Raw genomic sequence first — 14,646 nt, forward strand, 5'->3', positions numbered from 1 at the left:
CGCGCTCGGATCCACCTCATGGAAAGTACTTGACGAGATGGAAAGTGGAAAGTACTTTCCAAAGTGGAAAGAGAGGAGCCCCCCATGAACACCACCCCCGAGGACGCCGCCCACGTCACGCCCCAGGACACCGCCTACATCACCCCCGAGGACGCCGCCCGCACCCTGAACGAGATCCGTACCTCCCAAGCCCGCCTGATCAGATCCCGCCCCTGGTTCCCCGCGTGGTACACCACAGGCGTGGCCCTCTACGTCACCGGCATCCAGTTCCTCACCGAACCCGGCACCCCCGTCGCCGCGACGTCCACCGGCATCGCCGTCCTGACGCTCGCCCTGGCGGCCCTGGTCCTCACCTTCGCGTTCCGTACCCGCCACCGCCCCCACCGCGCCCTGGTCACCTGGAAGATCCTCGCCATCTTCGCCACCTGGCTGGCCACCGCCATAGCCCTGTGCCTGGTCCTGGCACTGGCCCTGTCCGACATCTCCTACGCCCGCACCTACGCCGCCCTGGCCATGACCGCGTACATGACCGCCACCGGCCCGTTGATCGCCCGCCACATCACCAACCGCATGGCCGCCACCATCGAGGCCGCCCGATGACCGAGCTGGACCCCCTGATCCACGCCCCCGCCAGACTCCGCATCATGTCCCTGCTGGCCGCCGTGGAGGAAGCGGACTTCGCCTTCCTCCGCGACGAGACAGCCGTAAGCGACTCAGTGATGTCCAAACACGCCACCGCCCTGGAAACCGCCGGCTACGTCGTGATCCGCAAAGGCCACGTAGGCAAACGCCCCCGCACCTGGCTGAAACTCTCCCCCAAAGGCCGCCAGGCCTACAAAGACCACATCACCGCCCTACAAGACATCGTCGCCCGCTCAGGCATGTCCCTGACCCCCGACCAACCCCACCCCCGGCCGCAAGCCGGAGAGGTCAGGAACCGACAGCCCGCCGATAGGCACCCGGCGTCACCCCGAAGTACCGGGTGAACCACCGCGTCAGGTGGCTCTGGTCAGTGAACCCCGTCATGACGGCGATCTCCGCCAGCGGACGCCCTTCGTCGAGCAACCGCCGCGCCGTACGCAACCGCAACTGCCGCTGATAATCACTCGGCGCCATCCCGTACGCGGCCCGAAACGACCGATAGACCGCGAACCGGCTCCGCCCAGCCGCGGCAGCCAACTCCCCCGCCGTGATCCCCAGATCATCGCTGTAGTGCAACACCTCCCGGACCACCCGCCCCGCCTCGATCTCCACCCCCCGGGCGTCCCCGTAAACATCGCCCCCGCCACCCCGCCGCACCACCTGCGCGACCACCCCGTCGAACAACTCATCCCGCCGCAACGCCGAAGCGCCCCCCACCAGCGCCTCGTGCAACCCCCGCAAAGCCCGAGCCAGCTCCACATCCCGCACCACCGGCTCAGTGAACAGCGGCAACCCACCCCCACCGGCCTCCGCGAGCACGTCCGCCACCAACTCCGGCCCGACATGCACCATCCGGTAGGTGAACCCCACGTCATCCGCCGCATGCCCGTCATGCGGATCATCCGGATTGAAGACCATCACCATCCCGGCAGCACTCCGATGCCGAGCCCCCCGGCACGTGAACGTCTGCACCCCCTCCTCGGTGAACCCGAACGAATAAGTCTCATGACTGTGCCGGTGATACACATGCCGCTCGAAATGCGCATGCATCGCCTCAACCGCCCGATCCCCCGCCCGCCAGTACCGAGCCCAATCCCCAGCCACCCGTCAAGTCTGCCCCAACACGCATGGAGCCCCACCGCACCCCCGTACAAGACTCCCCGTCCTCGTGTACACCACCCTCTCCGTATGCGCTTCGACACCAAGATCGCCATAGTCGTCCGAGAAGACCTGGCCACCTGGCAGAAACTCAACGTCACCGCCTTCCTGTCGAGCGCCATAGCCGCCACGGTGGACGACATCATCGGCGCCCCCTACGAAGACGCCACCGGCAACACCTACCTCCCGATGATCCGCCAACCCGTCCTCATCTACGCCGCCTCCCAGACCTCCCTCACCCAGGTCCACCAGCGCGCCCTGACCAGGAACTTCCCGACAGCCGTCTACATAGAGGACATGTTCACGACCACCCACGACGAAGCCAACCGCGCCACCGTCCACGCCGTCCCCGCCGACGACCTCCCTTTGGTAGGCCTCGCCATCTACGGCCCCCGCAACCCCATCGACAAAACCGTGAAGGGCCTCTCCCTCCACCCCTGACCGCGAACGGGTCGGCAATGTGCGTACTCAGGTGACGGTCATGGGGGCGAGCCCGAGATCAGCCAGGACGGCGGCGCCATGGTCGGCATGCTCGCCACCGGCCAGCACCATCGTCCGCGCTGCCTGGTAGCGGCAACCGGCGGCCTCGAACACGTCCGCGGTGGCGAGCAGGCGCTTGTGGTCCTGGTCGAGGAAGGATTCCGCCCGCTCCACGATGGCGCCGGCGACCGGGTTGCCGGCAGTGACAGCACGGGCGGCAGCCAGGCGGTCGCGCGCGGCGGGACTTCCGGCGAGCACGGTGGCCTCGGCGCGTATCGCCACGTACCAGTGCAGCCAGATCCAGGTCACCCACTTCCACACCTCGCCAGGTTCGGGCGCCATCCGCTCCATGGCCTCCCTGGCGTGCCCGTGATGGAGCATCCGCATCGCGTCGAAAAGCGCCCCGTAGCCGTATCTGCGCTCGGACGAGTCGCCGAGCCGATCCAGCACCACCTGCCACTCGCGCTCGTCGCCGTGCTCGCCCCGGAAGTTGTGGATCATCGCTACCGCGGCAGCCGCCGGGCCGAGGGCCGCTTTGGCCGGGCTTCCGGCACGCCGCCACGCGTCGAGGAAGCGCGCGCTGCCGGAGAGCAGTTCGTGGACGTCGCCCGCCAGCGCGTCGGCGACCAGCAGCCAGCTCGTGGCCCGATGGCCCACCTCGGCCAGTGCCGGATGGCCGGCGAGCTGCCGCCCCCTCCGGAGGGCGTCCGCCAGGTTCCCCACGCCGAGGCTGGTCTGAACGGCCATGCCGAGCCCGTCGATCAGTTCGTGGACACCGCCAGGCGTCTCCGGCTTGTCCGCCATGGAGGAGAGCAGCGTGATCCTGCGCTCGGCTGTGGCCGCGCAGGCGAACGTGTCACCGGCCCAGGCGTGTGCCGCGGTGAGCGCGTCGAGCGCCGCGGACTCCGCGAGCGGGTCGCCGACACGGCGAGCCAGCTCGACCGCACGTCCGGCGCGCGCGAGCGTCTCCGGCACGGCGTTGTCGGCCGGGCCCTGAACCGCGCCGAACGCGTCGCTGAGCACCCCGGCCTCCGCCAGCGCCACCGCCGCCTCGGCGGCCGGGTCGTCGCCGACCAGTTCCCGCGCTTCGCGGACCAGGGCGACCGCCTCCTCCTCAGACGGGATCCGCGCGAACGTGCTCGAGAACCGGTACGCGGCGGTGGCGGCGGTGGCCAGGTCCACGGCGGCGCCGGCGGTGTCCCCGGCACGGCGAGCGGCATCCGCGGCGGCGCGGTACAGGCGGTACATGTCATCGCCGCGCGTACGACAGCCGGCCACCTCCGCGGCCTGCCGGAGCATGGACGCAGCGGCGGCGGGGTCGTCGGCGAGCACGGACGCCTGCTCGTACCGCTGCTGCGACTCCCCGATCAGATGGCGGGTGAACGTCAGCTCAGCCAGGTGCCGGGCCAGGCGGTAGGCGTCCGCGCGCTGCTCCGGCTCGCCTGCCGCCCACCTCAGCGCCGCGCGGAGGTCATCGGCGGCCGCGTCGAACCGGGCCCGCCAGTCCGGCCCGGTCACCACCAGGTCGGCGGCCTGGGTGAGGCACCAGCGCAGGTGCCGGGCCCGGGCACCGGCCAGCTCACCGGCCTGGCTGAGCCGTTCCGTCCCGTACTGGCGGATGGTCTCCAATGCCCGGTAGCAGGTGCCCCTCGGGGTTGCCGTCACCCCCAGCAGGCTCTGCCCGGCGAGCCGGGCCAGTCCGTCGGCGACCACGTCCATCGCGGATCCGGCGACCTCGGCCGCCGCCGACGCGGTGAACGGCGCCACGAAGATCGACACTCGGTGCAGGAGCTCCTGGTCGGCCGGCTCCAGCAGGGCGTGACTCCAGTCCAGCACGGCCCGGACCGAGCGGTGCCGCTCATCAGCACGGGAGCCGCCGGTGAGCATCCGAAGCGGGTGGGACACAGCGGCGGTGACGCCGTCCAGCCCGAGCGTCGGGCAGCGGGCCGCGGCCAGCTCGATCGCCAGCGCCATGCCGTCCAGCCGCGCACAGATCGCGGCGATCTGGTCGTGCTGCGGCGGATCCAGCGGCCAGCCGGCTGCCTGCGCCCGCTCCATGAACAACGCGACCGCGTCCGACTCGCCGGCCAGCGACAACGGCGGGACCTGATACACCCGCTCGAACGGCACCATCAACCGGGCCTGGCTGGTCGCCAGCACGGTCACTCGAGGGCACGCCGCGAGCAGCCGTTCGAGAAGCAGCGTCACCCCGTCCACGACGTGCTCGCAGTTGTCGAGCACCAGCAACGCCTGGCGGTCGGCCAGCGCGGCGACCACCGACTCGGTCAAGTCGCGGCCGGGCTGCTCGCCGAGTCCCAGCGCACCCGCGACAGCGGTCGCGATCATGCCGGGATCGGTGACCGGGATCAGGTCGACGAACCACACCCCGTCGGCGTACCGGCCGGCCACCGCCGCCGCCACCGCCAACGCGAGCCGGGTCTTGCCCACGCCGCCAGGACCGACCGCGGTCACCTGGCGATGCGCCGTGATCATCTCGGACAGCTCCGCCCGCTCCCTGGCCCGGCCGATGAACGAGGTCAGCGGGGCCGGCAGGGGGACTGATTCCTGACGAGGCCGATCGACGGCTGCGCGCTGGGCGAGAGCTCGCCGATCCGGCACGTCCAGCTTGCGCAGCAGTGAGGAGACATGGCTCTCGACGGTGCGTACCGAGATGAACAGCCGCGCTGCGATCTCAGCGTTGCTGAGGTGCGAGCCGAGGAGCTCCAGTACCTCGGCCTCCCTCGGAGAGATGTCACCTTCTGTCGCCATGGTCGCATTCTGTCGCATCCGCTCCGTGCGCTATCCGGGCCGGCGATCCGTGGTCGGTTCCGTGGTCGCCACGGATGCTCACCCACCGGGCCGGGATGAAAGCTAGGAGCACAACAGATCGCGCCTACAGGAGCAATCGTGATCAAGACCGTGCTGCACCCCGTGTCCGACCTGGCCAAGGCCAAGGAGGTCTACGCGGCCCTGCTCGGCCGCCGGCCCGAGAACGACACTCCCTACTACGTCGGCTTCGAGGCCGACGATCAGCACATCGGGCTGGTGCCGAACGGTGGACCGCAGGGCATGACCGCCCCGGTGGCCTACTGGCACGTGCCGGACATCGAGGCGAAGCTCGCCGAGGTGACCGCCGCGGGGGCCACGGTGCGGGAGGCGGCGCACGACGTCGGCGGCGGCCGCCTGGTGGCCACCTTCACCGACCCCGATGGCAACGTCCTCGGCCTCATCCAGGACTGACACGAAAGGAAACCGCGATGACCTCCATTCACTCCGTCACGTTCGAAGTCCCCGACCCCACGGCCGCCGACGAGTTCTACGCCAGTGCCTTCGGCGTGGGAGCCCACGTGCGCACCCGCGCGTCACAGGCACCCACGACCGGCTTCCGCGGGTACCTCATGTCGCTGGTGGTGTCCCAGCCGAGCACGGTGGACAGCCTCTTCGGCACCGCTCTGCAGGGCGGTGCGACCACCCTGAAACCACCCGCGAAGAGCTTCTGGGGGTACGGCGGTGTCCTGCGTGACCCGTACGGCACGCTCTGGAAGATCGCATCGTCGTCGAAGAAGGACACCGGACCGCCCACCCGGAACATCGACGACATCGTGCTCCTGCTGGGCGTCGACGACGTCGCCGTGACCAAGCGCTTCTACGTCGAGCGCGGCCTGTCGGTGGCCAAGAGCTTCGGCCGCAAGTACGTCGAGTTCGCCACTGCGCCCGTCAGGCTGGCCCTGTACAGCCGCCGCGCCGCCGCCAAGGACGCCGGCGTCTCCATCGAGGGAACCGGCTCACACCGGCTCGTCATCGACACCGACGCCGGCCCCCTTACCGACCCGGACGGCTTCACCTGGGAGGCCACCTCCCGCTCGGTCCGGTGAACCCGCCACCAGCCGAACGGCGATGACACCCGCCGTCCGCACCCCCTCCCTTGGCTATGGAGATGATGAGCATGAGCGTGACCGGCCCTCCGGCCCGCCCCCTCGACCAGCGGATCCGCGACACCCTGGACCGGCTCGAACACGACGTCGACGCCTGGTTCGCCACCGCCGACCCGGCCGGCTCGCCCTACCTCGTGCCGCTGTCGTTCCTCTGGGACGGCCACACCCTGCTCATCTCCACAGCCGGAACCAACCCCACAGCCCGGTTCCTGGAAGCGACAGGCACGATCAAGATCGCGCTCGGCCACACGCGCGACGTCGTCCTCATCCATGCCGAACTCCGCGAGACGATCCCCGCCGCCGAGATCCCGGACGGGGTCGGCGACGCCTTCACCGCCAGGACCGGCTTCGACCCCCGCGCACAACGCGGCGGCTACCCCTACTTCCGCCTTGCCCCGCGCCAGGTACAAGCCTGGCGCGAGGTGAACGAGCTCACCGGCCGCACCCTCATGACCGACGGCAAGTGGGCTCACCTGTGACACGACGCTCTTCACATTTCGACAGCCAGCAGATAGGTTCACTTCGAAATCCGTTGCATATTCGGCGGATACGAACGATTTCTTAGGTAGTGGCCATGATCGACCGCAGGCGGCTGGGGACTTTGCTGGAGCGGGAGCGGAAGTCGTTCCGCGAGCGGAACCCCCGGTCCGCGGCGGCCTACGAGCAGGCGCGGGGCCGCCTCTTCGGGGGTGTGCCGATGACGTGGATGAACAAGACGGCGGCGGGGTTTCCGTTGTACCTGGCGTCGGCGCGGGGGGCACGGGTCACCGACGTGGACGGGCATGAGTACGTCGATCTCTGTCTGGGCGACACGGGGGCCATGGCGGGGCACTCCCCGAAGGCCGCTGTGGACGCGGTGGCGGAGCGGTACGGGGTGCTGGGTGGGGCGGCGGTGATGATGCCGACCGAGGACGCGGCCTGGGTGGGGGGTGAGCTGGGGCAGCGATTCGGGGTGCCGTACTGGAGTTTCTCGCTGACCGCGACGGACGCCAATCGGTGGGCGATCCGGCTGGCGCGGGCGGTCACGGGGCGGCCGAAGATCCTCGTCAACAGTTACTGCTACCACGGCAGTGTGGACGAGGTGCTGCTGGTGGTCGGCCCGGACGGCGAGCAGGTGTCCCGGGAGGGGAACGTGGGGGCACCGGTGGATCCGACGGTGACCTCCCGGGTGGTGGAGTTCAACGACCTGGCGGGGCTGGAGCGGGAGCTCGCGCACGGCGACGTGGCGGCCGTGCTCATGGAGCCGGCGCTCACCAACATCGGGATCGTCCTCCCCGAACCGGGTTACCTGGACGGGGTTCGGGAGCTGACCCGGCGGTACGGCAGCCTGCTGATCAACGACGAGACGCACACGTTCTCGGCGGGACCCGGTGGCTGTACGGCGGCGTGGGGACTCTCACCGGACATCGTGACCATCGGCAAGGCGATCGGCGGCGGCATCCCGAGCGGCGGGTACGGACTGTCCGCCGAGGTGGCGGCCCGCCTTGAGAGCATGAGCGGGCTCGACCTGATCGACATGGGCGGCGTCGGCGGCACACTCGCCGGCAACGCGTTGTCGGTCGCCGCCATGCGGGCCACGCTGGAGCACGTGCTCACCCCGGCCGCGTTCGACCACATGACCGCGCTCGCCGGACGGTTCACCGGCGGTGTCCAGCAGGTCATCGACGACCACGGCCTGCCCTGGTCGGTCACACAGCTCGGCGCGCGGGCCGAGTACCGCTTCACCGACCCGGCCCCGCGCGACGGCGGCGAGTCCAACGCGGCCGCCGACCCCGACCTGGACGACTACCTGCACGTCTACCTGGCCAACCGCGGCGTGCTGCTCACCCCGTTCCACAACATGGCCCTGATGTGCCCCGACACCACCGAGGCCGACGTCGACCGCCACCAGGAGGTCTTCGCCGCCGCCGTCGCGGAGCTGGCCGCGTGAACCTGGACGCCGTCGACCACGTCCTGCTGCGCGAACCGCAACGCGACGGCCGCGCGTCCTCCACCGCCCTGTCCGAGGCGACCGGCCTGTCCGCCCCGCCGTCCGCCGGCGCGTGCAACGCCTCCGCGACGAGGGCGCCGTCCAGATCGTCGGCGTCACCGACCCGATGGCCCTCGGCCTCCCCGTCATGGCGCTGATCGGCGTCCGCGTCGACACCGACGTCCACGCCGTCGCCGACCGCATCAGCGAACTCGCCGGCGTCATCTACGTCGTCCTCACCGCCGGCTCCTTCGACCTGTTCGCCGAGGTCGTCCGCAAGGAACCCGCCGAACTCCTGACCGTCCTCAACGACCACATCAAACGTGTCCCCGGCGTCACCCGCGCCGAGACCTTCACGTACTTCGGCATCCACACCCACCGCTTCGCCTGGCCACCCGCCTGAGAGATCATCGTCCTGGCAACGAACCAAGGAGGCCTCATGTACGACGTGGCAGCGGTACGCCGGCACTTCCCCGCCCTGGAGGAAGGCGCCGCCCACTTCGACGGCCCCGGCGGCACCCAGGTCCCCGACGTCGTCGCCGACACCGTGGCGAACACCCTCCGCTCGGCCGTGGCCAACCGCGGCACCCGCACCACCGCCGAACGCCGCGCCGACGAGATCGTCACCGAGGCCCGCCAGGCGATGGCCGACCTCCTCGGCAGCGACCCCGCAGGCATCGTGTTCGGCCGCAGCATGACCCAGCTCACCTACGACCTGGCCCGCGCCCTCGCCAAACAATGGCGCCCAGGCGACGAGGTCATCGTCACCCGCCTCGACCACGACGCCAACATCCGCCCCTGGGTCCAGACCGCCGAAGCCCACGGCCTCACCGTCCGCTGGGCCGACTTCAATCCCGAAACCGGCGAACTACCCCCCGACGCCATCACCACCCTCCTCACCGACCGCACCCGCGTCGTCGCCGTGACCGCCGCCTCCAACCTCCTCGGCACCCGCCCCGACATCCCCGAAATCGCCCACCACGTCCACGCCGCCGACGCCCTCCTGTACGTGGACGGCGTCCACCTCACCCCCCACAGCCCCGTGGACGTCGAAGCCCTGGGCGGCGACTTCTACGCCTGCTCCCCGTACAAGTTCCTCGGCCCCCACCTGGGCGTCCTCACCGCAACCCCCGCCCTCCTGGACACCATCCACCCCGACAAACTCCTCCCCGCCACCGACACCGTCCCCGAACGCTTCGAACTCGGCACCCTCCCCTACGAACTCCTGGCAGGAACAACCGCCGCAGTCGACTTCCTGGCCTCCCTGACCCCCGGCGACGCCCCCCGCCGCACCCGCCTGCTCCGCTCGATGACCGCCCTGGAACACCACGAACAAGCCATGCTGAACCGCCTCGAACACGCCCTGTCAGAGATCCCCGCCGTACACCCCCACGGCACCCCCACCCGCACCCGCACCCCGACAACCCTGTTCTCCCTCGACGGCGTCCCCCCGTCCACCGCCCACGATTTCCTCGCCACCCGCGGCGTCAACGCCCCCGCCGGCCACTTCTACGCCCTGGAATGCAGCCGCCACCTCGGCCTCGGCGACACCGGCGCCATCCGAGCCGGCATCGCTCCCTACACCGACGACTCCGACGTCGACCGCCTGGTCACGGCCATCACCGAACTGACCGCATGACCGCGCCGGAGAGCGTGAATCGTCACCCTTTCCATACTGCTTCCAGGTCGGCGCACACAATCAGGACAGAGCCACCTGTGAATATCAGCTCATGACTGCATCCCTGCGGAGCAGGGACAATCTCATCCAGCAGAAGATTCCCGAGCATCTTGGGCTCAGGACCCCTTGCCGCGTGATCGACCACGAGCTTCGTGACGTCCGCATACCGAAGCTTGAGCCCTGCGTCGTGCTTCCACCGGTTCGGTTCGAGGTCAATATCGAGCGCAAGCCGACCGTCATCGGCCAAGCATATCTTTCCTACGGACAGGTCTTTCACGCAACGCGTGCTGCTGAAGTCATAGTGTTCCGGATCCGACGCGAACGCCCAAGCCCCTTGAGGAAGTTCCGCACGCAGACGCGGCAGTTCCAGCAGGTAAGGTCGCGGGTCGAGGGAGAACCCGTAAATCTGGGACCGTCGCTCCACTTTGATGAATTCCATCAGCACCCTTCTCTCAGGCACGGTCTACGGCACTTGTCACCGTTATGTCCGCAGGGAACTCGAGGGACGCATGACGCACGTACATTCCCTCGACTTCCACCGGATCAGGGAACCGAGCAGAGCGCCTTCAGTCAGGGTTGGACTCACACCGCAGGCGACGACGAGCTACTACCACCAGTAGACGGCCCCGCTTGTGTGCGCATGCCTACCAAGAAGTTCAGTCGTCACTTTCCGCCAGACGTGGCCTCTGGCGTCGTATTGGAATTCATGTAGCCGTCGGCGCCCGATCGTTCATCTTCTTCTGCCGGCACTCCTCCGGCAGGAAAAGATCGTCATCAGGACCTTCATTGTGTATGCATCGCCGAGCCGCCGGCAACGACATGGTACGTGCGCATACCTGCAATCACAAGACTGTGGTCGCGCTCCGAGCCGGCCCACTCCTTGAGGGCTGAAATCTGAATGCCCCCGGGCCCTGGAACGGATGACCTTCTGTGGTGATTACAGACTGCAGGAGGATACGACGTGAGAACACATCACCGGGCGCCGAGGTCGAATACCGCACCCATGGTGGCGCGGAGTTCGCAGGGGTTGGGGAAAGTGTGTTCGTAGCTCAGACGCTGGGTGTCCCACAGGCCGGAGGCGTATACCGTCACCGGGTCGTATTCGCGGGTGCATTTGGCTTTGGGGTCGGCGTTGAGTTCGTTGAGGTCGGCGTTGACGGGGTCCAGGAGGCGGCAGGCGTCCGCCGGGTGGGGGTGGGTGCCTCCGGGTGCGGAGCACTGGAGGAGGACGGCGTGGTCGGCGGGGGTGGGGGATTCGCCTTTGGCGGTGGCCAGGAGGAGGGCGCGGCGGATGTCTTTGCGGGACTTGGGGTGGGTGGTCAGGGTCGGCTTCGCGGGCTTGGTCATGTGGGTGAGGCGGGCGCCGGGGGTGGCGGGGCGGGCGGCGGCCGGGTGGGCGGCGGCGGGGGGCGTGAGGGTGGCCAGGGTCAGGGCGCAGGTGACGAGGAATAGGTGCGGTCGCATGGTTGGTGCCCCCGATCTCGCGTGGAACTTGGGTGGTCGCCGGCCCCTTGCGTCCCACGGGTCGACCAGGCGTCGAGGGCCTGATCAACGAGCGAAATTGGACGCATCAGGTATCTCTCCGGTTCCACCGGTTTCATAACAAGCCGATAACGGACCATACCTTTTGTCCGGTTTGGGGGTCCGTGACCAAGATCGCCGGAGTACGGTCGGGACTTGTCTCTTTACCCAGGCATGGGACCTTCCCGGGCATCCCATGACAAAGAAGGAGCTCAATGAATACCCGAGCAAAGCGTCTGATCCTCCCTCTCGGTGGCGTTGTCGTCGCCGCCGGCATGATCGGCGCGACCCTCACGACCTCGGCTCAGGCCGAGACCAAGCCGTCGCCGCGGAAGTCGGGGACGCTGGTGTCCAGCAACGGCGCGAAGGCCATCGCGGGGAGCTGGACTCCGAGCAAGCTGAAGGCGGCCAAGAACTACCTCGAGGACTCCACCCACTCGGGGAACCTCAGGAAGAGCACCGAGAAGGCGTCCGCCGACGGCAAGGCCGGGTCGGTCGCCCCGATCGGGGCGGGCGGCAAGACGGCCGGCGTCTCGAAGAACGTCAACCTTCCCACCAACGTGGGCAAGGTGTTCTTCCAGGTGGACGGCAAGCCGTACTGGTGCTCCGGCACGTCGATCCAGTCGAAGTACCGCAACGTGGTCGCCACGGCCGGCCACTGCGTGTACGACACCGACAAGAACAGCTTCGTCGACAACTGGGTCTTCATCCCCGGCTACTACAAGGGCAAGGCGCCCTGGGGCGTGTACGTCGGCGCCAAGGTCAACCTGCACCACGACTTCTCGGTGTACGAGGACTACGACTACGACTACGCCTTCGTCAACGTCTACAACGGCGTGAAGCAGACGGGCGACAAGGTCGTCAACAAGGAGACCTTCGACGCCTACAAGGGTCCGAAGTGGGCCAAGGACGTCGAGATCACCCAGGCCGAGTACCAGAAGTGCTACGACGAGCACGGCGGCGAGACCGCCGACTGCTGGTCGAAGGTCACCGGCAGCGAGGTCGTGCTGCCGTGGGGCACCGCGGGCGGCGAGAAGGTGCTCAAGGAGGTGACCAAGGAGGAGTACGACAAGGCCCCGGCCTGGAACTCCAAGGTCAACTACGCCAAGGCGCCCGCCAAGACCTCGACGGAGATCGTGGACGAGGCCACCTACAACAACTACAAGGGCCCCGGCTACAAGAAGATCGTCGACTCGGCGTACACCATCACCCACTACTACGTGAAGTACTGGGTGAAGAAGTCGAGCACGAAGAAGTACTACAAGACGGTCTTCTACATCAAGGAGCTGGTGGACGCCGGCCGTCTCGGCGACAACGTCGGCGGCCAGGGCTTCACCTGGAACCGCAGCACCACGGCCAAGCAGTTCGCCTTCGGGTACCCGACCGCCGCGCACCTCGACGGCAACAAGGCGTACACCGGCGAGACCATGAAGTGGTGCTACGGCCAGACGTCCGCCGCCCCGGCCGTGCCGAAGTACAAGGCCGAGGAGCAGATCGGCATCAAGTGCGCCTTCACCCCTGGCGCCACCGGCGGTCCGTTCCTGATCGTGTACAAGAGCGCGTCGCGCACCGGTTACCTCAACGGTGTGGTGAGCCTCACGCTCGACACCGACGGCAACCAGCGGTACGACCGGATCACCACGCCGTACTTCAACAGCGACACCTACGGCATCTACAAGTACGCCGCCAACCTGTACACCGGCAAGCTCTCCACGAGCGCCGGCTGACACAGGTGACGTGAGGCAGGGGGCCTGGGCCCGGCCCAGGCCCCCTGTCCCGTCCCATAACGAAGTGAACCCAGCTCTACCAAGTCACGTGTATCCCTGGACAGAGTCTGGAAAAATCGCCCTTCACTGTTGTGTCCACTGTTTTTGATCACTGGAAGGTACGAATGCCCTCCCGAGCGAAGCGGATCATGCTCACGCTGTGCGGCGCGCTGGCGTCCGCCGGTGTGATCGTCTCCGCCGTCCCGGGTCCGGCGCAGGCGGCCTCCAGTGCGCCGGACGGCATCACGACCGTCGCGCTGGCCCAGAGCAAGACGGACAAGCAGAAGGTCGTCGACTGGTGGACGCCCGACCGGCTGAAGCACGCGAGCAGCTACACGCCGCGCACCTCGTCCGGCGGCGGGGCGACCCCCCGTCCGAGTTCCACCGCCACGACGTCCGCGGCGACCCCGGCCGCGGCCCTGGCGGGCAGCGCCACCTCCTCGGCGAGCGGCAAGGCGTCCGCGCTGAACGGGGTGGTCCCGCCGAAGGCGGCACCGAAAAGCCTGACCTCCAGGAACGTGAACCTGCCGCCGACCGTGGGCAAGGTCTTCTTCCGGATCGGCGACGCCGAGTACTGGTGCTCGGCCTCCTCCCTCCACTCCCCGCGGTACGGCAACCTCGTGGCGACCGCGGGCCACTGCGCGTACGACGTCAAGCAGGCCAAGCCCGTCGAGTACTGGGTGTTCATCCCCGCCTACACCGGCGACGGCGCCACCCCGTACGGCATCTACGTCGGCCACACGCTGCACCTCAACGAGCGGTACGCCGCCACCGGCGACTTCGACTTCGACTACGCCTTCGTCACCGTGCACCACGGCTACCGGTGGGACCTCGACAAGAACACCGACGGCACGCCGAAGAAGGACCCCAAGGGCATGCCGGTCTACAAGGTGGTGGACACCGGGCGGCTGGAGAGCAACGTCGGCGGCCAGGGGTTCGCCTGGAACCGCGGCCACGTCGTCGCGGCGTACGCGTTCGGCTACCCCGCGGGCCCGCACCCCGACGGCACGCGCCCGTACACCGGCCGGCGAATGGAGTCGTGCCTGACCCGTGCCACCAGCAAGATCTCCACACAGAAGTGGGAGCTGGACGGCGGCGTGCTTTTCGGCAAGTGCGCGTTCACCGCCGGGGCGAGCGGCGGCCCCTGGCTGATCAAGTACAGCGGGGTCAAGCGCCTCGGTTACCTCAACGGCGTGAACAGCCTCACCTGGGACCTGAACGGGGACGGCAAGTACGACGGCATCTCCTCGCCGTACTTCAACACGGCGACCTACCAGGTGTACGCGTACGCGATCCGGCAGAAGACCGACTGAGAACGTCCCTCGAACATGGAGAAGGCCCGGCATCGCCGGGCCTTTCGTCGTTCAGGGGGATGCCGTGACGAGGCGTGTCCGGGTCCCGTCGGGCTGTTGCACCGTTCCCATGGGAGGCCTCTCACCTCATCGGCGGGCACCCCAGACGAGGCATGTCTGTTTTGTCGGGTTCTTTCGATCGGCC

The 14,646-nt window shown here is 68.6% G+C and carries 15 protein-coding genes; 11 read left to right on the plus strand and 4 right to left on the minus strand.

What is annotated here, in order from left to right; all coding sequences use genetic code 11:
• The first annotated feature begins 84 nt into the window (after window positions 1–84).
• Window positions 85–600, plus strand: a complete 516-nt coding sequence (locus tag ABGB17_RS17830; RefSeq protein WP_347630808.1) for a hypothetical protein — start codon at window positions 85–87, stop codon at window positions 598–600.
• Window positions 597–986 (plus strand): transcriptional regulator, encoded by a 390-nt coding sequence (locus ABGB17_RS17835; protein WP_347630810.1) that lies wholly within the window; start codon window positions 597–599, stop codon window positions 984–986. The genes ABGB17_RS17830 and ABGB17_RS17835 overlap by 4 nt, the downstream gene beginning before the upstream one ends.
• Here ABGB17_RS17835 and ABGB17_RS17840 read toward each other — a convergent pair.
• Window positions 931–1,692, minus strand: coding sequence for an AraC family transcriptional regulator (locus tag ABGB17_RS17840; protein WP_347630812.1), 762 nt, complete (start codon window positions 1,690–1,692; stop codon window positions 931–933). The genes ABGB17_RS17835 and ABGB17_RS17840 overlap by 56 nt on opposite strands.
• Window positions 1,693–1,830: 138 nt before the next feature.
• On the opposite strand from ABGB17_RS17840, the gene ABGB17_RS17845 reads away from it, so the two are divergent.
• Window positions 1,831–2,241 carry a DUF2000 domain-containing protein gene (locus tag ABGB17_RS17845; RefSeq protein ID WP_347630814.1) on the plus strand — a complete coding sequence of 137 codons (411 nt, stop codon included), beginning with the start codon at window positions 1,831–1,833 and terminating at the stop codon, window positions 2,239–2,241.
• Window positions 2,242–2,268: 27 nt separating this feature from the next.
• On the opposite strand, the gene ABGB17_RS17850 is transcribed toward ABGB17_RS17845, so the two are convergent.
• Window positions 2,269–5,049: a LuxR C-terminal-related transcriptional regulator gene (locus ABGB17_RS17850; protein WP_347630816.1), complete on the minus strand. Its 2,781-nt coding sequence runs from the start codon at window positions 5,047–5,049 to the stop codon at window positions 2,269–2,271.
• Between the two features lie 138 nt (window positions 5,050–5,187).
• Here ABGB17_RS17850 and ABGB17_RS17855 point away from each other — a divergent pair, with 138 nt between their 5' ends.
• The 6 genes from ABGB17_RS17855 (at window position 5,188) to ABGB17_RS17880 (ending at window position 9,823) form a co-directional block, all read left to right on the plus strand.
• Window positions 5,188–5,520 carry a VOC family protein gene (locus ABGB17_RS17855; RefSeq protein WP_347630818.1) on the plus strand — a complete coding sequence of 111 codons (333 nt, stop codon included), beginning with the start codon at window positions 5,188–5,190 and terminating at the stop codon, window positions 5,518–5,520.
• 17 nt (window positions 5,521–5,537) lie between these two features.
• The gene (locus tag ABGB17_RS17860; protein WP_347630820.1) at window positions 5,538–6,155 is read left to right on the plus strand and encodes a glyoxalase; all 618 of its coding nucleotides are present in this window, start codon (window positions 5,538–5,540) and stop codon (window positions 6,153–6,155) included.
• A gap of 71 nt (window positions 6,156–6,226) precedes the next feature.
• On the plus strand, window positions 6,227–6,694 hold the full coding sequence (locus tag ABGB17_RS17865) for a pyridoxamine 5'-phosphate oxidase family protein (RefSeq protein ID WP_347630822.1): 468 nt from the start codon (window positions 6,227–6,229) through the stop codon (window positions 6,692–6,694).
• 95 nt (window positions 6,695–6,789) lie between these two features.
• Window positions 6,790–8,145, plus strand: coding sequence for a transaminase (locus ABGB17_RS17870; protein ID WP_347630824.1), 1,356 nt, complete (start codon window positions 6,790–6,792; stop codon window positions 8,143–8,145).
• Between the two features lie 112 nt (window positions 8,146–8,257).
• Entirely contained in the window at window positions 8,258–8,587 is a 330-nt protein-coding gene (locus ABGB17_RS17875; protein WP_347630826.1) for an Lrp/AsnC ligand binding domain-containing protein, read from the plus strand.
• A 36-nt stretch (window positions 8,588–8,623) separates the two neighbouring features.
• Window positions 8,624–9,823 carry a cysteine desulfurase-like protein gene (locus ABGB17_RS17880; protein WP_347630828.1) on the plus strand — a complete coding sequence of 400 codons (1,200 nt, stop codon included), beginning with the start codon at window positions 8,624–8,626 and terminating at the stop codon, window positions 9,821–9,823.
• Between the two features lie 22 nt (window positions 9,824–9,845).
• Here ABGB17_RS17880 and ABGB17_RS17885 read toward each other — a convergent pair whose 3' ends face one another.
• Window positions 9,846–10,301, minus strand: a complete 456-nt coding sequence (locus ABGB17_RS17885) for a hypothetical protein (protein ID WP_347630830.1) — start codon at window positions 10,299–10,301, stop codon at window positions 9,846–9,848.
• Between the two features lie 533 nt (window positions 10,302–10,834).
• Window positions 10,835–11,326: an SSI family serine proteinase inhibitor gene (locus ABGB17_RS17890; RefSeq protein WP_347630832.1), complete on the minus strand. Its 492-nt coding sequence runs from the start codon at window positions 11,324–11,326 to the stop codon at window positions 10,835–10,837.
• 272 nt (window positions 11,327–11,598) lie between these two features.
• Here ABGB17_RS17890 and ABGB17_RS17895 point away from each other — a divergent pair, with 272 nt between their 5' ends.
• Window positions 11,599–13,110, plus strand: coding sequence for a hypothetical protein (locus tag ABGB17_RS17895; protein WP_347630834.1), 1,512 nt, complete (start codon window positions 11,599–11,601; stop codon window positions 13,108–13,110).
• A 164-nt stretch (window positions 13,111–13,274) separates the two neighbouring features.
• Window positions 13,275–14,462, plus strand: a complete 1,188-nt coding sequence (locus ABGB17_RS17900) for a serine protease (RefSeq protein WP_347630836.1) — start codon at window positions 13,275–13,277, stop codon at window positions 14,460–14,462.
• Window positions 14,463–14,646 lie beyond the last annotated feature (184 nt).

This window comes from Sphaerisporangium sp. B11E5, assembly GCF_039871875.1.
Taxonomy (GTDB): Bacteria; Actinomycetota; Actinomycetes; order Streptosporangiales; family Streptosporangiaceae; genus Sphaerisporangium.